The sequence below is a fragment of the Bradyrhizobium sp. KB893862 SZCCT0404 genome (genome assembly GCF_018130885.1).
Classification (GTDB): Bacteria; Pseudomonadota; Alphaproteobacteria; order Rhizobiales; family Xanthobacteraceae; genus Bradyrhizobium; species Bradyrhizobium stylosanthis.
Genome location: NZ_JAFCLT010000005.1, coordinates 112,386 through 134,130, shown reverse-complemented (window position 1 = coordinate 134,130; position 21,745 = coordinate 112,386). Strand labels below are relative to the sequence as shown.

At 64.8% G+C, this 21,745-nt stretch carries 22 protein-coding genes; 11 read left to right on the top strand and 11 right to left on the bottom strand.

Annotated elements, in window-relative coordinates; all coding sequences use genetic code 11:
• Window positions 1–156: 156 nt before the first annotated feature.
• The 4 genes from JQ617_RS21235 to sdhC form a co-directional block, all read right to left on the bottom strand.
• The gene (locus tag JQ617_RS21235; protein WP_063685135.1) at window positions 157–939 is read right to left on the bottom strand and encodes a succinate dehydrogenase iron-sulfur subunit; all 783 of its coding nucleotides are present in this window, start codon (window positions 937–939) and stop codon (window positions 157–159) included.
• A gap of 105 nt (window positions 940–1,044) precedes the next feature.
• The gene (gene sdhA / locus JQ617_RS21230; RefSeq protein WP_063685133.1) at window positions 1,045–2,880 is read right to left on the bottom strand and encodes a succinate dehydrogenase flavoprotein subunit; all 1,836 of its coding nucleotides are present in this window, start codon (window positions 2,878–2,880) and stop codon (window positions 1,045–1,047) included.
• A gap of 3 nt (window positions 2,881–2,883) precedes the next feature.
• Complete coding sequence (gene sdhD, locus JQ617_RS21225; protein WP_212027995.1) at window positions 2,884–3,288, bottom strand: succinate dehydrogenase, hydrophobic membrane anchor protein; 405 nt, start codon at window positions 3,286–3,288, stop codon at window positions 2,884–2,886.
• Window positions 3,285–3,683: a succinate dehydrogenase, cytochrome b556 subunit gene (gene sdhC, locus JQ617_RS21220; RefSeq protein ID WP_063685129.1), complete on the bottom strand. Its 399-nt coding sequence runs from the start codon at window positions 3,681–3,683 to the stop codon at window positions 3,285–3,287. Before sdhC ends, sdhD begins: the two co-directional genes overlap by 4 nt.
• A 523-nt stretch (window positions 3,684–4,206) precedes the next feature.
• Here sdhC and JQ617_RS21215 point away from each other — a divergent pair.
• A complete protein-coding gene (locus JQ617_RS21215; protein WP_212027994.1) occupies window positions 4,207–5,067 on the top strand; it encodes a sulfite exporter TauE/SafE family protein in 861 nt (286 codons plus the stop codon).
• 134 nt (window positions 5,068–5,201) lie between these two features.
• Here the strand turns inward: JQ617_RS21215 and JQ617_RS21210 are convergent, their stop codons facing one another.
• Window positions 5,202–5,699 carry a hypothetical protein gene (locus JQ617_RS21210; RefSeq protein ID WP_212027993.1) on the bottom strand — a complete coding sequence of 166 codons (498 nt, stop codon included), beginning with the start codon at window positions 5,697–5,699 and terminating at the stop codon, window positions 5,202–5,204.
• 30 nt (window positions 5,700–5,729) lie between these two features.
• Window positions 5,730–7,259, bottom strand: a complete 1,530-nt coding sequence (locus tag JQ617_RS21205) for a malonate--CoA ligase (protein WP_212027992.1) — start codon at window positions 7,257–7,259, stop codon at window positions 5,730–5,732.
• A 95-nt stretch (window positions 7,260–7,354) separates the two neighbouring features.
• On the opposite strand from JQ617_RS21205, the gene JQ617_RS21200 reads away from it, so the two are divergent.
• The 4 genes from JQ617_RS21200 to JQ617_RS21185 all read left to right on the top strand — a co-directional run bounded on the left by JQ617_RS21200 (window position 7,355) and on the right by JQ617_RS21185 (window position 10,605).
• Complete coding sequence (locus JQ617_RS21200) at window positions 7,355–8,116, top strand: SDR family oxidoreductase (RefSeq protein ID WP_212027991.1); 762 nt, start codon at window positions 7,355–7,357, stop codon at window positions 8,114–8,116.
• A gap of 327 nt (window positions 8,117–8,443) precedes the next feature.
• Window positions 8,444–8,998, top strand: a complete 555-nt coding sequence (locus tag JQ617_RS21195) for a fasciclin domain-containing protein (protein WP_212027990.1) — start codon at window positions 8,444–8,446, stop codon at window positions 8,996–8,998.
• Between the two features lie 184 nt (window positions 8,999–9,182).
• Window positions 9,183–9,812 carry a cytochrome b/b6 domain-containing protein gene (locus JQ617_RS21190; protein ID WP_212027989.1) on the top strand — a complete coding sequence of 210 codons (630 nt, stop codon included), beginning with the start codon at window positions 9,183–9,185 and terminating at the stop codon, window positions 9,810–9,812.
• 10 nt (window positions 9,813–9,822) lie between these two features.
• A complete protein-coding gene (locus JQ617_RS21185; protein ID WP_212027988.1) occupies window positions 9,823–10,605 on the top strand; it encodes a molybdopterin-dependent oxidoreductase in 783 nt (260 codons plus the stop codon).
• A 161-nt stretch (window positions 10,606–10,766) separates the two neighbouring features.
• Here the strand turns inward: JQ617_RS21185 and JQ617_RS21180 are convergent, their stop codons facing one another.
• The gene (locus tag JQ617_RS21180) at window positions 10,767–11,957 is read right to left on the bottom strand and encodes a YbfB/YjiJ family MFS transporter (protein WP_212027987.1); all 1,191 of its coding nucleotides are present in this window, start codon (window positions 11,955–11,957) and stop codon (window positions 10,767–10,769) included.
• A gap of 161 nt (window positions 11,958–12,118) precedes the next feature.
• Here JQ617_RS21180 and leuB point away from each other — a divergent pair, with 161 nt between their 5' ends.
• Together leuB and JQ617_RS21170 are read left to right on the top strand one after the other, a co-directional pair.
• Window positions 12,119–13,231 carry a 3-isopropylmalate dehydrogenase gene (gene leuB / locus JQ617_RS21175; protein ID WP_212027986.1) on the top strand — a complete coding sequence of 371 codons (1,113 nt, stop codon included), beginning with the start codon at window positions 12,119–12,121 and terminating at the stop codon, window positions 13,229–13,231.
• Window positions 13,232–13,385: 154 nt separating this feature from the next.
• The gene (locus JQ617_RS21170; RefSeq protein WP_212027985.1) at window positions 13,386–14,021 is read left to right on the top strand and encodes a DapH/DapD/GlmU-related protein; all 636 of its coding nucleotides are present in this window, start codon (window positions 13,386–13,388) and stop codon (window positions 14,019–14,021) included.
• Between the two features lie 116 nt (window positions 14,022–14,137).
• On the opposite strand, the gene JQ617_RS21165 is transcribed toward JQ617_RS21170, so the two are convergent.
• Together JQ617_RS21165 and JQ617_RS21160 are read right to left on the bottom strand one after the other, a co-directional pair.
• A complete protein-coding gene (locus tag JQ617_RS21165; RefSeq protein WP_063685107.1) occupies window positions 14,138–14,521 on the bottom strand; it encodes a hypothetical protein in 384 nt (127 codons plus the stop codon).
• 156 nt (window positions 14,522–14,677) lie between these two features.
• Window positions 14,678–15,460: a hypothetical protein gene (locus tag JQ617_RS21160; protein WP_212027984.1), complete on the bottom strand. Its 783-nt coding sequence runs from the start codon at window positions 15,458–15,460 to the stop codon at window positions 14,678–14,680.
• A 116-nt stretch (window positions 15,461–15,576) separates the two neighbouring features.
• Between JQ617_RS21160 and JQ617_RS21155 the strand changes: the two genes are divergently transcribed.
• Window positions 15,577–16,611 (top strand): aspartate-semialdehyde dehydrogenase, encoded by a 1,035-nt coding sequence (locus JQ617_RS21155; RefSeq protein WP_063685103.1) that lies wholly within the window; start codon window positions 15,577–15,579, stop codon window positions 16,609–16,611.
• A 125-nt stretch (window positions 16,612–16,736) separates the two neighbouring features.
• Here JQ617_RS21155 and JQ617_RS21150 read toward each other — a convergent pair whose 3' ends face one another.
• Entirely contained in the window at window positions 16,737–17,381 is a 645-nt protein-coding gene (locus JQ617_RS21150) for a carbonic anhydrase (RefSeq protein ID WP_063685101.1), read from the bottom strand.
• 111 nt (window positions 17,382–17,492) lie between these two features.
• Between JQ617_RS21150 and JQ617_RS21145 the strand changes: the two genes are divergently transcribed.
• The 3 genes from JQ617_RS21145 (at window position 17,493) to JQ617_RS21135 (ending at window position 21,289) form a co-directional block, all read left to right on the top strand.
• Window positions 17,493–18,374, top strand: coding sequence for an HpcH/HpaI aldolase/citrate lyase family protein (locus JQ617_RS21145; RefSeq protein ID WP_212027983.1), 882 nt, complete (start codon window positions 17,493–17,495; stop codon window positions 18,372–18,374).
• 29 nt (window positions 18,375–18,403) lie between these two features.
• Window positions 18,404–18,754, top strand: coding sequence for a VOC family protein (locus JQ617_RS21140; RefSeq protein ID WP_212027982.1), 351 nt, complete (start codon window positions 18,404–18,406; stop codon window positions 18,752–18,754).
• 294 nt (window positions 18,755–19,048) lie between these two features.
• A complete protein-coding gene (locus tag JQ617_RS21135) occupies window positions 19,049–21,289 on the top strand; it encodes a TonB-dependent receptor (RefSeq protein WP_212027981.1) in 2,241 nt (746 codons plus the stop codon).
• A gap of 24 nt (window positions 21,290–21,313) precedes the next feature.
• Here the strand turns inward: JQ617_RS21135 and JQ617_RS21130 are convergent, their stop codons facing one another.
• Entirely contained in the window at window positions 21,314–21,733 is a 420-nt protein-coding gene (locus JQ617_RS21130) for a hypothetical protein (protein ID WP_212027980.1), read from the bottom strand.
• Window positions 21,734–21,745: the final 12 nt, after the last annotated feature.

Here is a 21,745-nt window from a genome sequence, read left to right as displayed (position 1 = left end):
GAACTTCCCGCCGGGAAGGAAGCGGCTTATGGCCGTAATCTTTGGTTGTATTACGACGAATCGCCCGTCACGCGCGTTGCGGCAAATTCTACTCAAAATGCTGCCGGCCGTGGCATGCCCCGGCCGCGATGGCCGGGGGCCGTAGCATGAACGATGCTAGATCTGGCGCTCGACCATCTTGAGCTTGAGCTCGGCGATGGCTTCCGCGGGGTTCAGGCCCTTCGGGCAGGCCTTGGCGCAGTTCATGATGGTGTGGCAGCGATAGAGGCGGAACGGGTCCTCGAGATTGTCGAGGCGTTCGCCGGTCGCCTCGTCCCGCGAATCGGAGACCCAGCGGTTGGCCTGCAGCAGCGCGGCGGGGCCGAGATAGCGCTCGCTGTTCCACCAGTAGCTCGGGCAGGAGGTCGAGCAGCAGGCGCACAGGATGCACTCGTAGAGGCCGTCGAGCTTCTCGCGGTCCTCGTGGCTCTGGCGCCATTCCTTCTGCGGCGTCGGCGAGGTCGTCTTCAGCCACGGCTCGACGGAGGCGTACTGCGCGTAGAAATTGGTCAGGTCGGGGACGAGGTCCTTCACGACGGGCTGGTGCGGCAGCGGGTTGATCTTCACCGCGCCGTCCTTCACGTCGTGCATCGAGCGGGTGCAGGCGAGCGTGTTCTGGCCGTCGATGTTCATGGCACAGGAGCCGCAGACGCCTTCGCGGCAGGAGCGGCGGAAGGTCAGCGACGGGTCGATGTGGTTCTTGATCCAGATCAGGCCGTCCAGCACCATCGGACCGCAATCATGGGTGTCGACGTAATAGGTGTCGACGCTCGGATTCTTGCCGTCGTCCGGATTCCAGCGATAGACCTTGAACTCGCGCAGCTCGGTCGCGCCCGCGGGCTTCGGCCAGGTCTTGCCGCCGGTGATCTTGGAGTTCTTCGGAAGTGCGAATTCAACCATTCGTCTGGCCTCTGGTTTCTCCCGTCATTGCCGGGCTTGACCCGGCTATCCATCGCCTTTGAGAAGATGGATGCGCGGGTCAAGCCCGCGCATGACGAGTGGTGATCAATACACGCGCGCCTTCGGCGGGATGTACTGCACGTCGTTGGTCATGGTGTAGTCGTGAACCGGGCGATACTCGATCTTGACCTTGCCCTTGTCGTCCAGCCAGGCCAGCGTGTGCTTCATCCAGTTCTTGTCGTCGCGCGCGGAGAAGTCCTCGCGGGCATGCGCGCCGCGGCTCTCGGTGCGGTTGGCGGCGGAGTCCATCGTCACCACCGCCTGCGAGATCAGGTTGTCGAACTCCAGCGTCTCGATCAGGTCGGAATTCCACACCAGCGAACGATCGGACACCGCGATGTCGGTGATGCCGCTGTGGACCTTCTCGATCAGGTGCTGGCCTTCGCTCAGGACTTCGCCGGTGCGGAACACCGCGCAATTGGTCTGCATCACGTTCTGCATGCCCTCGCGCAGCTTCGCGGTCGGGGTGCCGCCGGAGGCGTAGCGGTAGTGGTCGAGACGGCCGAGCGCGAGGTCCGACGAATTCGCCGGCAGCTCGGGCTGCTTGGCATTGGGCGTGAGCTTCTCGGCGAGGCGGAGCGCCGCGGCGCGGCCGAACACGACGAGGTCGATCAGCGAGTTGGAGCCGAGGCGGTTGGCGCCGTGCACGGAGACGCAGGCCGCTTCGCCGATCGCCATCAGGCCCGGGATGATCGCGTTGTCGTCGCCGTCCTTCTTGGTGAGCACTTCGCCATGATAGTTCGTGGGGATGCCGCCCATGTTGTAGTGCACGGTCGGCACGATCGGGATCGGCTCGCGCGTCACGTCGACATTGGCGAAGATTTTTGCGGATTCGGAGATGCCCGGCAGCCGCTCGGCGAGCACCGCGGGATCGAGATGGTCGAGATGCAGGAAGATGTGATCCTTCTTCTTGCCGACGCCGCGTCCCTCCCGGATCTCGATGGTCATCGCGCGCGAAACGACGTCGCGCGATGCCAGGTCCTTCGCCGACGGCGCATAGCGCTCCATGAAGCGCTCGCCCTCGGAGTTGACGAGATAGCCGCCTTCGCCGCGGGCGCCCTCGGTGACGAGACAGCCCGAGCCATAGATGCCGGTCGGGTGGAACTGCACGAACTCCATGTCCTGCATCGGCAGGCCGGCGCGCAGCACCATGCCGCCGCCGTCGCCGGTGCAGGTGTGCGCCGAGGTGCAGGAGGCGTAGGCGCGGCCGTAGCCGCCGGTGGCGAGGATCACGGTCTGGGCGCGGAAGCGGTGCAGCGTGCCGTCGTCGAGCTTGAGCGCGATGACGCCGCGGCAGGTGCCCTGGTCGTCCATGATCAGGTCGATGGCGAAGAACTCGATGAAGAACTCGGCCGCATGGCGCAGCGACTGGCCGTACATCGTGTGCAGCATGGCGTGGCCGGTGCGGTCGGCGGCGGCGCAGGTGCGCTGTGCCTGGCTCTTGCCGAACTCGGTGGTCATGCCGCCGAACGGACGCTGGTAGATCTTGCCGTCCTCGGTGCGCGAGAACGGCACGCCCCAATGCTCGAGCTCGTAGACCGCGTCGGGCGCGTTACGCACCATGTATTCGATCGCGTCCTGGTCGCCGAGCCAGTCCGACCCCTTCACGGTGTCGTACATGTGCCAGCGCCAATCGTCCTTGTGCATGTTGCCGAGCGAGGCCGAGATGCCGCCCTGCGCCGCGACGGTATGCGAGCGGGTCGGAAACACCTTGGTGATGCAGGCCGTCTTCAGGCCGGCTTCGCTGCAGCCGACCACGGCGCGCAGGCCCGCGCCGCCGGCGCCGACCACGACGACGTCGTAGGTGTGGTCCTCGATCGGATAGGCTTTTCCGTTGGTGGCGGGAGCGCCGTTGCCCTTGCCATTGGTCTCAGCGGCCATGGGTTACACTCCGGAAGAAAGTTTCAGGATCGCGTAGATCGAGGCCAGTGCCACGGCGACCGAGAAGAAGTTGTTGAGCATGACCGAGACGAGCTTCAGCTTCTCGTTATGGACGTAGTCCTCGATCACCACCTGCATGCCGATCTTCATGTGCCAGGCGCTGGCGACGATGAAGAGCAGCATGATGACGGCGATCGGCAGCGAACCGAGCGTCTGCGCCACGAAGGCCTGGTTGCGGCCGAACAGCATCACGATGATCACCAGCACCGGGATCATCAGCAGCGTCATCGCGACGGCGGTGATGCGCTGGCGCCAGAAGTCGGACGTGCCGGAATGGGCGGCGCCGAGATTGCGGACGCGGCCGAGCGGGGTGCGCATGCTGCGCTTGGGCGTATCGGTCGCGCTCATCGTCCGCCTCCGGTCGCATAGGCGATGATCCAGATCAGAACCGTCAGCACGATGCCGCCGATCAGCGCGCCCCATGTCAGCGCTTCGCGCTCATTGGCCTTGAAGCCGAAGCCGAGGTCCCAGACGAAATGCCGGATGCCGCTCAGCATATGATGCATCAGCGCCCAGGTGTAGCCGAACAGAATCAGGCGGCCGATGATGCTGCCGGTGAAGGCCTGGACATGGGCATAGGCGGCGGGGCCGGACGCCGCCGCGATCAGCCACCAGGCCAGCAGCAGGGTTCCGACGTAAAGGGCGATACCGGTGGCGCGGTGAACGATGGACAGCGCCATCGTCAAGGTCCAGCGATAGACTTGCAGGTGTGGTGAAAGCGGTCGTTCGATCCGTGCGGTCATGGGCTTTTGATGTTTTATTGCGGCCCAGCAGAGGGCGCGCGGGGATCGCGAAAGGTCGGCTCTATTTACGGAGTCGGTTTGGCCTGCGCAATCACCAAATCGCCATAAATCGAACCGTCGTTCAGCCCTAGGCCCTTGATGAAACAAGGCCAATCAGGGTCTTGGTATACCAGAGGGGCGGTATGCCGACTAAGGAAGGAATACGTATTCATACTTTGCGGCGACGGGTGAGGCGCATTGAAATTGCTATTGGAACGGCTCTAACCCGCCTTCGACCGTCCGGCGTTCGAACCAGTCAGTTCACGCCGCGAGCGGCCGATCGATCGGCCAAAGCGACGTCGCCAATTTCCGTTGGGCGCACTGATTTTTCGCAGCGTGGACGGATATGCGCGGCCTGCATCCCACCCAAGACAGCGAACGCAGCGGTCGACCGCACAAATCAGATCGCCTAGAGCTTGGCGCGTAGCCAACTCCGAACGCGCGCTTCGGAGACGCTGCGACCAGTCGCCGGGGCAGGTCAGGGGTGATTGCAGGTCTTGATATCAAGGAGATCGTCGAGCTCGCGCTGTTGCTGATCGCAACGGGCGCGCTCTCGGGATTTTTGGCCGGCGTGTTCGGCATCGGCGGCGGCGCGATTCTCGTGCCGGTGTTCTACGAATGCTTCCGTATCGCCGGCGTGCCGCTGGAGGTGCGCATGCCGCTCTGCATCGGCACCTCGCTCGCGGTGATCATCCCGACATCGATTCGTTCGTTCCAGGCGCATTACAAGCGCGGCGCCGTGGACATGACGATCCTGCGCGTGTGGTGGCTGCCGATCGTGATCGGCGTCGTCTGCGGCAGCGTGATCGCGCGCTATGCGCCGGAGAAGCTGTTCAAGATCGTGTTCGTCTGCGTCGCCTATTCGGCCGCAGCGCGCCTGATCTTCGCACGCGAAGGCTGGAAATTCGGCGACGACCTGCCGAAAGGTCCCCTGATGCGGGTCTACGGCTTCTGCGTCGGCATCCTCTCGACGCTGATGGGCATCGGCGGCGGCCTGTTCTCGAATCTGCTGATGACGTTCTACGGCCGCCCGATCCACCAGGCGGTGGCGACCTCGTCGGCGCTCGCCGTGTTGATCTCGATTCCCGGCGCGCTTGGCTACATCTACGCCGGCTGGCCGGCCGCGGCGACCTATCCCGCCGTCGCAGCGCTGCAGGTGCCGTTCGCGCTGGGCTACGTCTCGCTGATCGGCGCCGTGCTGGTGATGCCGATGAGCCTCGTCACCGCGCCGCTCGGCGTGCGAGCCGCGCATGCGATGTCGAAGCGCACGCTGGAGGTCGCGTTCGGGTGCTATCTGTTTATCGTGGGAAGCCGGTTTGTGATGAGCCTGGTGGCCGGGCAGTAGCCGTCACACCCTCCGTCATTGCGAGCGCAGCGAAGCAATCCAGAATCTTTCCGCTGAGGCGGTCTCGATTGCTTCGTCGCTTCGCTCCTCGCAATGACGGCGGAGAGAGCAGAGCCAAAAAATCGGAAGGTGGCTTAATCCTTCAATCGCACTTCGCTGTGAAGCCACGATTGGATATTGCCAATGCCTTCGATGCGATCGGAATCGGAAAGTACCTTTAGTCGCGCGGCAATCACCTGGCCTTCGATCGCCAATCCGAGTTCTTTGCAGCGGTCCATCACATAGATGACCATCATCGCGGTTTTCCGCCAAGTTGGCTTCATCACCGAGAAAATGATCTCATCGAATTGCTGCTCGGTTACTCCCGGCGGCAGCTGGACCTCGTCCCACGTGAGCTCGCAGACATCACTATTCGATTCTCGATCGGGCCTTGGAGGCTTCAGATCCGGATGCTGATCATAGATCGGCTGAAGCAACTCGTCCTCTAAGGTGCCGAGGACCTCCTCGAGCCGGTCATCGAGCTCAATACGCTCGGCCTTGCCAAGGTCGGCAATAGCTACACGGGCTCGATCCAATGCCGCGCAGGCATCAAGGAGACGATCGTTGATCCGGACTGCCTGCTCGCGTCTCATGTCCCCCCCCCAGCCCCGGAGCATTTGCTCCTATTTCTTCGCGTAAATATCCTTGTAAGTATCGCGCAGCACGTTCTTCTGCACCTTGCCCATCGTATTGCGCGGCAGTTCGTCGACCACGAACACCCGCTTGGGCATCTTGAACTTTGCGAGGCGCCCGTCGAGCGCTTTCAGCACCGCAGCTTCGGTGACATCCGCGCCCTTGTTGCAGACCAGCACGGCCGTGACGCCCTCGCCGAAATCGGCATGGGGCACGCCGATCACGGCGGATTCGACCACGCCCGGCATGGCGTCGATCTCGCTCTCGATCTCCTTCGGATAGACATTGAATCCGCCGGAGATGACGAGATCCTTGCCGCGGCCGAGAATGTGAACGTAGCCCTTGTCGTCGATCTTGCCGAGGTCGCCGGTGATGAAGAAGCCGTCGGGCCGGAATTCGGACTTGGTCTTCTCCGGCATCCGCCAGTAGCCCTTGAAGACGTTCGGGCCCTTGACCTCGATCATGCCGATTTCGTCGCGCGGCAGTTCTTTGCCGGTCTCCGGCTCGGTCACGCGCACCGAGACGCCGGGAAGCGGGAAGCCCACGGCGCCCGGCACGCGCTCGCCGTCATAGGGGTTCGACGTGTTCATGTTTGTCTCGGTCATGCCGTAGCGCTCGAGCACGGCATGCCCGGTGCGCGCCGACCATTCGCGATGGGTTTCGGCGAGCAGCGGCGCCGAGCCCGAGATGAACAGGCGCATGTGCTTGGTCGTCTCCTTCGACAGCGCGGGGTTTTGCAGAAGCCGTGTGTAGAAGGTCGGCACGCCCATCAGCACGGTCGCGCGCGCCATCAGCTTGATGATCAGATCAGGATCCAGCTTGGGCAGGAAGATCATCGACGCCCGCGAGAACAGCGTCACGTTGGTCGCCACGAACAGGCCGTGCGTATGGTAGATCGGTAGCGCGTGGATCAGCACGTCCTTGTCGGTGAAGCGCCAGTAATCGACCAGCGACAGCGAGTTCGACGCGAGATTGTCGTGGGTCAGCATCGCGCCCTTGGAGCGGCCGGTGGTACCCGACGTGTAGAGGATCGCGGCGAGATCGTCGTTGGCCCGCGAGACGGTGGCGAACTCGCTGCTCGCCTTGCCGGCGGCATCCGTCAGCGAGCCCTTGCCGTCAGGTCCCAGCGTCTCGACCTTGGCCTTCACCTTGGCGGCGATCGGGGCGAGACCTTCCGCCTTGGAGGGATCGCAGACCACCAGTGAGGGCTCGGCATCGCCGATGAAGTAATCGAGCTCATTGAGCGTATAGGCGGTGTTGAGCGGCAGATAGACCGCGCCGGCGCGCACCGTGCCGAGATACAGCACGATATTGGCGACCGATTTTTCCACCTGCACCGCGACGCGGTCGCCGGGCTTCACGCCGCGCGCCACCAGCACGTTCGCCATCTGGCCTGCCCGCGCGATCAGATCGCCATAGCTGATATGGGCGCCGTCCTGCGTCTCGATCGCGAGGCGCTTGGGGTCGTCGAGGCCGTCGAACAGGCGGGAAAACAGGTTGGCGTTGGCTGCTTGGTTCATGCAAGATTTCCTCGACCGCAAGACTGACAAGGCCGGTCAAAACCGAGGGCTGGATTAGCAAAAACCGCCCCAATGAAGCAACGGAGACAGTTTGCATGACCAAAGGTGGGAAACGCGTGGCCTGGGTGACAGGCGGAGGCAGCGGGATCGGGGAGGCCGGCGCGGAGGCACTGGCTGCCGACGGCTGGATCGTGGTGGTCTCCGGCCGCCGCAAAGATGCCCTGGATACCGTGGTTGCGAAGATCGCCAAGGCCGGCGGAGCCGCCGAGGCCATCGCGCTCGACGTCGCTGACGCGGGAGAGGCCCGGAAGGCGGCCGATCAGATCGTCGCCAGGCACGGCCGCATCGACCTGCTCGTCAACAATGCCGGCATCAATGTTCCCAAGCGCAGCTGGAAGGACATGGAACTGGAAGGCTGGGACAAGCTCGTCCAGGTCAATCTCAATGGCGTGCTCTATTGCATGCAAGCGGTGCTGCCGACGATGCGCAAGCAGCAGGACGGCTCGATCATCAACGTCTCGTCCTGGGCCGGCCGTCACGTCTCGAAGATGCCGGGCCCGGCCTACACCACCACCAAGCACGCGGTGCTGGCGCTCACCCATTCCTTCAATATGGACGAATGCGTCAATGGCCTGCGCGCCTGCTGCCTGATGCCGGGCGAGGTGGCGACGCCGATCCTGAAGCTGCGCCCGGTGGTGCCGAGCGAGGCGGAGCAGGCGAAGATGCTGCAACCCGAAGACCTCGGCCGCACCATCGCCTTCATCGCCTCGATGCCGCCGCGCGTCTGCATCAACGAGCTGCTGATCAGCCCGACGCATAATCGCGGCTTCATCCAGACGCCGAACAACAGGGATTGAGGCGGGTACACTGCCGCAACGGGCATCATTGCCGTCGGGTGGGCAAAGCGCAGCCTGCCCACCACTCGTCAATGCGAAGAGGGATGGTGGGCACGGCGCTGCGCGCCTTTGCCCACCCTACGGCACCGTCCGCTTGGCGCGCCCCCACGAACATCCCCGCGCATAGTTTCACGCATCACAAAGAAGTTTTTCCCGAAACCGCATCGCAAACCCTCCCGTAGTTCGGCCAACGACGGCGCTGCTTCACGTCAAACTGCTGCAAGCGCCGTTGTTGCCCCAACTCAAGCACCGGCACGTGCCGGTCTCAATTCAATCGGGAGACTCTCCATGTCGAAGCGCATTGCCTATCTCGCTGCCGCCGCCTTCAGCGCCCTCGCCGTCACCGCGACCGTCGTCGCGCCTGTGCGTGCCGAGGAGAAGACCGTGATGGTCGGCGGCGCCGCGATGTTCCCGTCCAAGAACATCGTCCAGAACGCCGTCAACTCGAAGGACCACACCACGCTGGTGGCGGCGGTGAAGGCGGCCGGCCTCGTGCCGACGCTGGAAGGCAAGGGCCCGTTCACGGTGTTCGCGCCGACCAACGCCGCCTTCGGCAAGCTGCCGGCCGGCACCGTCGACACCCTCATCAAGCCCGAGAACAAGGCGACGCTGACCAAGATCCTCACCTACCATGTCGTGCCCGGCAAGCTCGAGGCCTCCGACCTCACCGACGGCAAGAAGCTGAAGACCGCCGAAGGCGAGGAGCTCACCGTCAAGAAGATGGACGGCAAGGTCTGGATCGTCGACGCCAAGGGCGGCACCTCGATGGTGACGATCTCCAACGTCAATCAGTCGAACGGCGTGATCCATGTGGTCGACACCGTGCTGATGCCGGCGACGTAACACCGCGCCATCAGGTTTCATCCCCGAACCGGGTGCGACGAAAACGGCGAGCCGGGGGCACCCGGCTCGCTTTTTTGTGACCATGATAGCCTGCGGGCATCGATTCGATGCCGTGCGAAGGCGTAACGAAAGCCGATGCATCGGCGTATAATCGGTGTCACGCGACGTTCAGGACGGAACCATCATGTCGAGCCTCACAGTCACCGACGAGCAGGTCGGCGCCACCCCCGCCAAAGTGATCCAGCCGGCCTGGGTCCGCGTCATGCACTGGATCAATGCGCTGGCCATGATCCTGATGATCCTGTCGGGCTGGCAGATCTACAACGCCTCGCCGCTGTTCGGCTTCAGTTTCCCGCGCGAGTACACGCTGGGCGGCTGGCTCGGCGGCGGCCTGCTCTGGCACTTTGCCGCGATGTGGCTGCTGATGGTCAACGGCCTCGCCTATCTCATTACCGGCTTTGCCACCGGGCGCTTCCGCAAGAAACTGCTGCCGATCACCCCGTCGGGCGTGCTGCACGACGTCAGGGCCGCCCTGACCTTCAAGCTCGGCCATGACGATCTCACCGTTTACAATTACGTGCAGCGCCTGCTCTATGCCGGCATCATCGCGGTCGGCGTGCTGATCGTGCTCTCCGGCCTCGGCATGTGGAAGCCGGTGCAGTTCTATTACCTCGTGATGCTGTTCGGCGATTATCCGACCGCGCGCTACGTGCATTTCTTCTGCATGGCCGCGATCTGCGCCTTCCTCGTCATTCACGTCCTGCTCGCGCTGCTGGTGCCGAAGAGCCTGCGCGCGATGATCATCGGACGCTAAGGAGCAAGCCATGGCCAAGCGTTCATTCCTGATCCCCGGCGTCGACAAGCGGCTGCTGATCAAGGACGCCATCAAGACGATGCCGGATTTCACCCGCCGCCGCTTCATCGCCGGCGGCGCCAGCCTGGGTGCACTGACGCTGCTGACCGGCTGCGACGTCGTGGACTCGTCCTCGGCCGATACGCTGCTGGCGCAGGTCTCGAAGTTCAACGATGCGGTGCAGGCCTTCATCTTCAATCCCGATGCGCTGGCGCCGACCTTCCCGGAGAGCGCGATTACAAAGCCGTTCCCGTTCAATGCCTATTACGATCTCGACGACGCGCCCGACATCGCGGCTGCGGACTGGAAGCTCGAGGTGCGCGGCCTCGTCGACAACAAGAAGTCCTGGACGCTGGACGAGCTCTACAAGCTGCCGCAGGTCAACCAGATCACCCGGCACATCTGCGTCGAGGGCTGGAGCGCGATCGGCAGCTGGACCGGCACGCCCTTGCGGGATTTCCTCAAGCTGATCGGCGCCGACACCCGCGCGAAATACGTCTGGTTCCAGTGCGCCGACAAGGACGGCTACAACTCGCCGCTCGACATGCGCAGCGCGCTGCATCCGCAGACCCAGATGACGTTCAAATACGGCAACGAAATCCTGCCGCGCGCCTACGGCTTCCCGATGAAGATCCGCGTGCCGACCAAGCTCGGCTTCAAGAACCCGAAATACGTGGTCTCGATGGAAGTCACCAACGAGTACAAGGGCGGCTATTGGGAAGACCAGGGCTACAATTCGTTCAGCGGGAGCTAGCTCCGCGGAGCTAACCTCATCGTCGTCCCGGCGAAGGCCGGGACCCATAACCCCAGGGAGTAGTTTGGCGAAGACTCTCAGTTCGGTACTTCTACCTGCCGCAATTGATGGATCACGCGGTATGGGTCCCGGCCTTCGCCGGGACGACACCGATTATTTGGCTATTTCGCCGGCCCCACCTTCCGCTGACACAGCGCCGCCACCGCCCCCAGCGCCAGCAACGCCGCCGACACATTGAGCGCGTAGCTCAGGCTCCCCAGCGCATCGGTGATCGCGCCGACCACGATCGGCCCGAGCGTCTGGCCGACGCCGAACGAGATCGTCATGGCCGCGATCGCGGTCGGCCACACCTCCGGCGGATAATTGAAGCGCACGAAGGCGGTGGTCGAGCCGACCACGGCGAAGAAGGCGACACCGAACACGATGGCCGAGACCGCGAGCCAGGCCGGCGAATGGCCGAGCATCGGCAGGGCCGCTCCTAACGCGTTGGTGCCGAGGATGATCGCGGTGGCGAGCCCGCCGCGGTCGAGCGCCAGCACGCCGCGCCAGACCCAGGGCGTCACGAAGGCGGATAGACCGATCAGGCTCCAGAACGCCGCCTGCGCCGCGGCTCCGCCGCCGCCGTCGCGCACATAGGCGATCATGAAGGTCATGTAGGCGATGTAGCCGGCACCGAACAGGAAGTAGCCCGCGAGGTAGATCAGCACGGGCGGAAGCGCGAAGGCGGCGTGGCTGCCTTCCGAGAAGCGCGCCCGGCTCTCGATGCGGATCAGGAACAGCGGGATCGTCATCGCGGCCGACAGCAGCGTCAGCGCCCACCACACCATCCACCACGAGCCCGGCCCGAAATGTTGCAGCGTGAACGGCGCGATCAGCCCGGAGGCGAGGATGCCGATGCCGGGCCCGGCATAGAACAGGCTGAGCAGGAAATTGGCCCGTTCGGGGCGCGACTGCGCGATCCCCGCGGCCAGCGCGCCGCCGGCGACGAAGCCGGCCGCGGCCCCGAGGCCCAGCACGAGGCGCGCGAGGCTCAGCGCGACGAAATTCCCGGTCAGCGCGCAGGTGGCGAGCGCGGCGACGCAGGCCAGGGTTCCCATTCGGATCGCCGCCGCCCAGCCGACCCGCTGGATCAGCCGGGATGCCACCAGCGCGCCCGCGAGATAGCCGACGGCGTTGATCGTGTTCATGAAACCGGCCGCCGAGTAGGACCAGCCGAGGTCCTCCCGCATGTCGGGCAGCACCAGGGCATAGGCAAAGCGGCCGATGCCGAGCCCGACCGTCGCCGCCAGCGACAAGGTCAGGATCAGCCGCGCGGGGTGCGCGTCGGGCAGGGGGCGATCAGGCGCGTGCAAGGGCTACTCCGGCCCACGCACTGTGGCAGGCCCCACCCGCCTTGCACAGCCGCAGCGCGGCAATGGTGTCTTGCCAAGCGCGCAACGCCGCTCTAGCACTCCGGCCGAAATTCACGAGATGCCGTCATGCCCGACCATGACGAAACGGAGGAAGAACGATCATGGCGACCCACAAATTGCTGCTGCTCCCCGGCGACGGTATCGGCCCCGAGGTGATGGGCGAGGTGAAGCGGCTGATCGACTGGCTCAATTCGGCCGGGATCGCCAAGTTCGAGACCGACACCGGCCTCGTCGGCGGCTCCGCCTATGACGCCCACAAGGTGTCGATCTCCGAGGGCGACATGGCCAAGGCGCTGGCCGCCGATGCCATCATCTTCGGCGCGGTCGGCGGCCCGAAGTGGGATGCCGTTCCTTACGAGGTTCGCCCCGAAGCCGGCCTGCTGCGCCTGCGCAAGGATCTGGCGCTGTTCGCCAACCTGCGTCCCGCGGTGTGCTACCCGGCGCTGGCGGACGCCTCGAGCCTGAAGCGCGATGCGATCGAGGGCCTCGACATCGTCATCGTGCGCGAGCTCACCGGCGGCGTTTATTTCGGCGAGCCCAAGACCATCACCGATCTCGGCAACGGTCAGAAGCGCGCCATCGATACCCAGGTCTACGACACCTATGAGATCGAGCGCATCGGCCGCGTCGCCTTCGAGCTTGCCCGGAAGCGCAAGAACAAGGTGACGTCGATGGAGAAGCGCAACGTCATGAAGTCGGGCGTGCTCTGGAACGAGGTCATGATCCAGGTCCACAAGCGCGAATACCCCGACGTCACGCTCGAGCATCAGCTTGCCGACTCCGGCGGCATGATGCTGGTGAAGTGGCCGAAGCAGTTCGACGTCATCGTCACCGACAATCTGTTCGGCGACATGCTGTCCGACATCGCGGCGATGCTGACCGGCTCGCTCGGCATGCTGCCCTCGGCCTCGCTCGGCGAAGTCGACGTCAAGAGCAAGAAGCGCAAGGCGCTGTACGAGCCCGTGCACGGCTCGGCGCCCGACATCGCCGGCAAGGGCCTCGCCAATCCGATCGCGATGATCTCGTCGTTCGGCATGGCGCTGCGCTATTCCTTCGACATGGGCGATCTCGCCGACAAGGTCGACGCCGCGATCGCCGCGGTGCTCGCCAGCGGCCTGCGCACCGCCGACATCAAATCGGAAGGCACCACAGCCGCCTCGACCACGCAGATGGGCGAGGCGATCCTGAAGGAATTGCAGAAGCTGCACGCGTAAGGCGAGCATCGCATTCGTAGGGTGGGTTAGCCGAGCAGATGCGCAAAGCGCATCTGCTCGGCGTAACCCACCTCTTTTGTTGCCGCGGAGGCAAACAGTGGTGGGTTACGCCTTCGGCTAACCCACCCTACGCACCTGTTCTCGGAGCCGCCTCATGGATTCGCCCCGCCCAAAAATAGCGGAAACATTCATCCATGAGACGGTGCGCCGGCGCGAGGCGCAGATCGGGCGGCGTTGCGAGATCCTCGCCAACACCCGCATCGAATATGCCTCGCTCGGCGACTACTCCTATCTCGGCGAGAATTGCGAGGTCGCCGACGCGGCCATCGGCAAGTTCACGGCGATCGCCAATTCGGTCCGGATCGGCGCGCCCAATCATCCGATGGGCCGCGCATCGCAGCATCGCTTCACCTACGTCCCCGAATATTACGAGGCGGCCGCGAGCCGCGACCGCGACTTCTTCGCGGACCGCCGCGGCGATCGCGTCATCGTCGGCAATGACGTCTGGATCGGCCACGCCGCGATCCTGCTGCCGGGCGTGAATGTCGGCGACGGCGCGGTGATCGCCGCCGGTGCCGTCGTCAGCCGCGATGTCGCGCCCTATACGATCGTCGGCGGCGTCCCCGCGCGCGCCATCCGCAAGCGTTTCGATGACGCCGTCGCGGCCAGCCTGCGCCGCATCGCCTGGTGGGATTGGCCGGACGAGCTGATCTTCGAGCGTCTCGCCGATTTCCGCTCCGAGGCGATCGAGGAGTTTTGCCGGCGCTATGATCCGGCGGCGAATGCGTAGGGTGGGTTAGCCCTGCGACTGCGCGAAAGCGCTGTCGCTGCGCGTAACCCACGCTACGGCACCAACGAAAAAGGCCGGGCGTGAGCCCGGCCTTTTGATTCGGTCGTCGTGCCTGCTCAGTACAGCGGGAAATTCTGCGGATAGCCGCCGATGTCGGCCGGCGTCGAGAGCGGCTGGCGATCGATCGGGCGGTTGAGGTTCTCGCGGGCGAAGGAGGGATAGCCCACGGCCGGCGGGAAGGCGTAGTCGGTGAACTTGCGGTCGCCCGGATTGACCTCGGTGCCGCCGTCGAGCCAGGAGCGCTTGCTCACATAGATGCGGGTACGGCCCTGCTGATACACCGCGTTGGGGCCGCTCGGACCGTAGTAAACCCGGCCGCGCTCGTCATAGCGCTTGGTCTTGGTGTCGGCCGCAGCCGGCGTCGCGAAGGCCATCGCAACCACGGCGCCCGCTGCAAGCCAGGTCGCCAGTTTGTTCGCGGCAGAAAAATTCGAGCTCATCACGTCCCCTTCAGGCGGCGCGCCGCCAGTCGATTTCGCCCCATACTAGCGCGGCCGGGGTGGCCGCAACTAGGTCTATTGGGTCACACCAGCCCGGAATAATCGGGCGCATCGGCAAAAGTTGCATGCAAACCAGCCACTTGAGCTTGATGTGCCTCAAAGCGCTCCGCGCAATTGCGCGTTGGCGGCGCCGAGCAGCCAGTCCGGCGAACCCTGGGCGTCGCAGCCGCGGCGCCTCAGCTCGGCACGGGCGAACAATTCCGCCAGCTTCGGCTCGTTGCCGGAGGTCAGCAGCGTCAGCCGGTTCAGCGTGCAGGCGACGGCCGCGCGCTGGGCCGGCAGCGTATCGCCCTGGCAGGAGAAGCCGGAGATCTGCAGCGCCGGCTCCTCGCTGCGCTTGAGGTAGGCGAGGCAGCTGCCCTTGGCCGTGCCGGCCGGCCGGAACAGGGCGACGGGACCGAATTTGGTGTCGATCAGGCCGGCCTGCTCCAGCAGCGTGGTCGGGCCGAGTCCCATCTGGACGGCGAGGTCGGCGGTCGCCGGGCGGGCGACGTCGAATTCGCCGCCCTCGCGGTAGATCTCGAGCTGTGCCACGGGCTTGTCGGTCTCGCCGGTCCAGCGCATGACGTCCTTCCGGCCGCCTTCCGGATGCCTGAAGATGGTGTAAGAGACTGTTTTATCGGATGAATCCAGCCGACTGAGGGCGAAGGCCGGATGCGAGCGGTCGGCCACCCCCCAGCCCGGCTTCGCAGCCGGCTCGTCGTCGCGCAGCTCGGGGAGCTGGCCGAGGCCCGCCAGGGCCAGGATGGCAAACAGGACCAGCGCCCCCACATAGGCAAACAGACGCGCCACCGTGCCGACCACCTCGTCGGCGAAGGCTGCGAGCGTCAGATGGATCTGGGTAGGGCTAACGGCCGTCCTGGCCTCAGGCGACTGCATCCACGGCCTTCAGGCATGGTCCAACGTTGTCTTGAGGCCGGTTCTCGCATAGAAGCGCTGCTCTTCCTGTTTAAGCGTCAGCTTCAGGAACGGGCTTTTTCGTCGGAGAGTGAACGATGGGTTACAAAGTCGCAGTCGTCGGCGCGACCGGCAATGTCGGACGGGAAATGCTCAACATCCTGGATGAGCGCAAATTCCCCGCGGACGAGGTCGTGGCCCTGGCGTCGCGCCGCAGCGTCGGCGTCGAGGTCTCCTATGGCGATCGTACCCTGAAGTGCAAGGCGCTGGAGCATTACGACTTCTCCGACGTCGACATCTGCCTGATGTCGGCCGGCGGCTCGGTGTCGAAGGAATGGTCGCCGCAGATCGGCGCCGCCGGCGCGGTCGTGATCGACAATTCCTCGGCCTGGCGCATGGACCCGGACGTGCCGCTGATCGTGCCCGAGGTGAACGCGGCCGCGACCGAAGGCTTCAAGAAGAAGAACATCATCGCCAACCCGAACTGCTCCACCGCGCAGCTCGTGGTCGCGCTCAAGCCGCTGCACGACAAGGCGACCATCAAGCGCGTCGTCGTTGCGACCTATCAGTCGGTGTCGGGCGCCGGCAAGGATGCGATGGACGAATTGTTCTCGCAGACCAAGGCCGTCTACACCAACAGCGAGATCGTCAATAAGAAGTTTCCCGCGCGCATCGCCTTCAACGTCATTCCCCAGATCGACGTCTTCATGGAGGACGGCTACACCAAGGAAGAGTGGAAGATGATGGCGGAGACCAAGAAGATTCTTGATCCCAAGATCAAGCTCTCCGCGACCTGCGTGCGCGTGCCGGTGTTCGTCGGCCACTCCGAAGCCGTCAACATCGAGTTCGAGAATCCGATCAGCGCCGACGAAGCGCGCAATATCCTGCGTACGGCGCCGGGCTGCCTCGTCATCGACAAGCATGAGCCCGGCGGCTACGCCACGCCGTATGAGGCGGCCGGCGAGGACGCGACCTACATCAGCCGCATCCGCGAGGACGCGACGGTGGAGAACGGTCTCGAGCTGTGGTGCGTGTCCGACAACCTTCGCAAGGGCGCAGCCCTCAACGCGATCCAGATCGCGGAAGTCCTGATCAACCGCAAGCTGATCACCGCGAAGAAGAAGGCGGCCTAAGGCAGGTTGCCGTAGGGTGGGCAAAGCGAAGCGTGCCCACCACCTGCATCTAATCGGGAGAGATGGTGGGCACGGCGCTTCGCGCCTTTGCCCACCCTACGAATTCAAGCCAGGCGGCGAGAGGCTTACACCACGCTCCGCGCGCTCTTGAATTCCTTGCTCGCCTTGTCCAGCACGAACAGCGTTCCTTCCGCGACGCCGAAATAGGCGCCATGCAGCTGCATCTGGCCGCTCTCGACGGCCTTGCGCACGAACGGGAAGGTCATCAGGTTTTCCAGGCTGCGGAACACCGCGGCCTTCTCGATGCGCTCGACGAATTGCGCCATGCTCTCGTGGTCGCGCTGCTCGACCACTTCGCCCGGCTTGATGAACATCTGCATCCATTTGCCGATGAAGTCGCCGGGCGTAAGCGGCTCGATCTTGTCGACGAAGGCGCGGATGCCGCCGCATTGCGCGTGGCCGAGGATGACGATGTGCTTCACCTTCAGCACCGTCACGGAATATTCCAGCGCCGCCGAGACGCCATGCGCGTTGCCGTCGGGCTGGTAGACCGGCACGAGGTTGGCGATGTTGCGGACGACGAACAATTCGCCCGGACCGACGTCGAAGATCGCCTCGGGCGAGACGCGGCTGTCGCAACAGCCGATCACCATCACCTCGGGCGACTGGCCCTTGACCGACAGCTCGCGATAGCGGCTCTGCTCTGCCGGCAGCCGGTTGGTGGCGAAGGCGTTGTAGCCTTCCAACAGGGACTTCGGGAATGTGATCATGGCCTATGCCTAACCATAGAGCCGACCGGCGAACAAGCCTTTCGAATAGGCACGCCGGGTGCTATCGGCTCGGGTCAGAACACAGACGAGGAAACCGGAAGGACCATTCGCATGACCCGCCCGCGCCGCAGCCATCTGTTCATGCCCGGCTCCAATCCCCGTGCGCTGGAAAAAGCCAGGAATCTCGCTGCCGACGGCCTGATCCTCGATCTCGAAGACTCCGTCGCCCCCGAAGCCAAGGCGGCGGCGCGCGACGGGATCGCCGCCGCGATCGCAGCCAAGGGGTTCGGCAAGCGCGAGATCCTGATCCGCACCAACGGCCTCGACACACCCTGGTGGGCCGACGACGTGGCGATGGCCGCCAAGGCATCGCCGGACGGCATCCTGGTTCCAAAAGTTTCAAGCATCGAAGATCTCGACGCGATTGGCCGCAGCCTCGCCGAGCTTGGCGCCGCGCCGACGGTGAAGGTCTGGGCCATGATCGAGACCGCGCGCGCCGTGCTGCATGCGGAGGAGCTGGCCGCCGCCGGCCGCGATCCCAGGACGCGTCTCTCCGGCTTCGTGTTCGGCCCGAACGACATCTCGCGCGAGACGCGCATCCGGATGATGCCCGGCCGCGCCGCGATGGTCCCGATGATCACCCACTGCATCCTGGCGACGCGCGCCCACGGCCTCGAGATCCTCGACGGCCCCTACAGCGACATCGCCAATCCCGATGGCTTCGCCACCGAATGCGCGCAGGGCCGCGACCTCGGCTTCGACGGCAAGACGCTGATCCATCCCTCGCAGATCGAGGCCTGCAACGCGATCTTCACGCCGCCCGAAGAGGAAGTCGCCCGCGCGCGAAAGATCATCGCGGCATTCGAGCTGCCGGAGAACGCCTCGCGCGGCGCGATCCGCCTCGATGGCGCCATGGTGGAGCGCCTGCACGCCGACATGGCGCGGCGTACGATTGAGATCGCGGACGCGATCGCGGCGATGAGCAAGGGCTAGCCACGGGCCGAGCAAGCTGGGCCGGCGCCATGAAAGTGAAACGCATCGTCACGAACGTCGCGGCTGCCGACGTGTCGTTGGCGCGCCGGTTCTACCATGACATCCTCGGCCTCGAGGTCGTCATGGACCAGGGCTGGATCGCGACATTCGCAGCGTCGACGAGCATGGCGCCCCAGCTCAGCGTTGCCAGCGAAGGCGGTTCAGGCACGCCGGTGCCCGATCTGTCGATCGAGGTCGATGATCTCGATGAGGCGCTGCGCCGAATGGAGCGCGCCGGCATCGCATTGGAGTACGGGCCTGCGACAGAGCCATGGGGCGTGCGCAGGTTCTATGTCCGCGATCCCTACGGACGACTGATCAATATTCTGTCTCACGCGTGATCCTGCCGGCGCTGCTGGCCGGCATCGTCGTGCCGGCGTGCGTCGCGACCGCTTGATCAACGAGCTGCGCGGTCTCACGACATGAGTCGACGACGTTCGCGTCTGCGCCTCGCCCCCGGGATCGCATCCAATACATTAGATGCTCTCTATTTCAGATGCGTTCTATTTGGCGGCACCCGTCCCGCTGTTTATTGCACCTTGTGTCTCATCGGCGCGATGAGACGGGGTATCAATAAGAAAAGACGCCGGGGTACGATGATCTACGACTTGAATGGCACGCGCGCATTTTGGCTCGTGTCCGTATCGGTGCTGCTGACCACGACATCATCATTCGCCCAGCAATCCAACGCTCAACCGCCGGCCGGATCCGGGCAGTCGCTGCCTCCGGTTGCCGTATCCGCGCCGGAGCGCCGCGCCGTTCCCGTGCGGCGGCAGCAATCTTCGAATTCAGTGCGCGCGCGGCGTCAGGCTGATGCGCGCCAGAGCGCGCCGCCTGCGAATTCGCCCGCGACGGTCGGTGCGCAGCGCGCCGCATCGCCGGTGCCCTATGTCGGCGGACAGGTGGCGCGAGGCGGCCAGCTCGGCCTGCTCGGCAACAAGGACTACATGGATACGCCGTACAGCCTCACCAGCTATACGGAGAAGACCATCCGTGACCAGCAAGCGACCAGCGTCGCAGAGGTTCTGACCAATTCCGATCCGTCGGTCCGCGCCGCCATCGGCAGCAGCAACCGTTATGATGCGCTGACCATTCGCGGCTTTCGCGTCGAGAACAGCGAGATCGCATTGAACGGGCTGTACGGTCTCGTGCCGGCCTATCGCGTCAACCCGGCGCCGATCGAGCGCATCGAACTGCTCAAGGGCCCCGGGGCGTTCCTCAATGGCATGGCTCCGCAGGGAAGCATCGGGGGCAGTGTCAACGTCGTGACCAAGCGCGCCTCCGAAGACCTGACGCGTCTGACGGTCGGCTACATGTCGAACGCCCGCTTCGGCACGGAAGTCGACGTGGCGCGCCGTTACGGCGACCAGAAACAATGGGGCGTCCGGTTCAATGGCGGCTTCGACGGTGGAGACACCACGATCGATCGTCAGTCGGTGCGCGACGGCATTGGCTCGCTCGGCGTCGACTACCGGGGCGAGCGCTTCCGGTGGTCGGCCGACGTCATCTATCAGGACGACTGGATGAAGGCTGCGGCGCGTGGCTACACGCCGGTCAAGGGCATTGCGGTGCCGAATGCGCCCGATCCCCGCATCAATCTCGCCCAGCCCTTCGACTATGCCCGCGCAAAGAGCCTCACGGGCCTGACGCGCGCCGAATACGACCTGTCGAACAACGTCACCGTGTTCGGCGCCGTCGGCGGCAACCAGTTCGGTTACGACAAGCGGGAGGCGCCGGGCGCGACGATCCTCACGACCTCGGGCGATGCGCTTTCGACGTCGCGCTTCCAAACCGGCAAGTCCGAGGCCGTTTCCGGCGAGGCCGGTGTCCGGGCGCGGTTCGACACAGGGCCAGTCGGCCATGAGGTCGTCGTCAGCGGCAGCGTGTTGGACCGGACGGACTGGCTCGGCCAGACCAATTACGGAAACTATCTCACCAACATCTACACGCCGACGCTGCTCGCCCGCCCCGGCGCTCCAGTGTCGTCCTTCGCCGAAGGCAAGTCCGGCTCTCTCGGCCTGCGAAGCGTCGGCGTTGCCGACACGCTCTCGATGATGAACGGGATGCTCCAGGTGATCGTCGGTGCGAGGCAGCAGCAGGTCATCGCGAACAGCTTCGATCCCGCGAGTGGTCTGCAGAGCACCCATTACGACCAGAGCGCGACATCGCCTTCCATCGCCCTGCTGGTGCGGCCGATCAAGGAAGTGTCATTCCACGCCAGTTACATCGAAGGGCTTTCGCCCGGCCCTACGCCGCCGGCCGGCGCGGCCAACACCAATGCCGTGTTCGCTCCTTTCAAGACCAGGCAATACGAGGTCGGCACCAAGCTCGATCTCGGCCGTTTCGGCGCGAGCCTGGCGGCGTTCCAGATCAGCCTGCCCAGCGGCGTGGTCGACCCCGTCACCAAGATCTACGGCCTCGACGGCGAGCAGAGAAACCGGGGCGTCGAGCTCAACACGTTCGGCGAGGTCGGCCCTGGTATCCGGGTTCTGGGCGGTGTGACCTATCTCGATGCGCGGCTCACGAAGACCGAAGGGCACCTCAATGACGGCAATCATGCGGTCGGCGCGCCGGGCTGGCAGAGCAATCTCGGCGTCGAGTGGGATACGCCATTCCTGCCCGGGCTGACGGCGACGGTTCGCACGATCTACACCAGCCGGGCCTATGTCAGCACCGACAACATTCAGAGCGTTCCCGCGTGGATGACGTTCGACATCGGTGCGCGCTATGCAACCAGCCTGGCCGGGCGGCCGACCACATTCCGCGCATCCGTCACCAATCTGTTCGACAAGCGCTACTGGATCGGCAATCCGACCGGCTACGTCATCAGCGGCATGCCGCGGACGCTCTGGCTGTCGATGTCGGTCGACTTCTGACGCGCAGCAGCCGCGTCGCGCCGCTCAGCGCTGCGCGTGCTCGGCGCGGTCGAGCGACTCCAGCGTCGCGGCGTTGCCGCAATAGCCGTGATAGTTCTCCGCGGCGGTGCCGTCTGCGAGATCGCGGTCGCACTGGCCCTTGTTGTTGCAGAGCGAGCAGACCCGCTCCATGTCGCGCAACAGCAGCGGCTGGGCGCGGCCGAGCGCTTCGGTGCTGATGCCGAGCTGCTCCAGCATCTTCGGCAGCTCGCTCGCGGCATGCTTGCCGTGACGGACCAGCTCCTGCAGATCGTCGGGCGCGATCCTGAGATCGCTCGCGATCCGGTCGAAATCGGCGCGATCGAGCTGCCGCATCTCGTTCATCTCGCGGCGATGCTTGAGCCAGCTGGCAAAGGACTCGATGAGGTCCTGGACGATGGGATAAGGCCTGCTTGCGGTGCTCATGCGAGGCTCCGT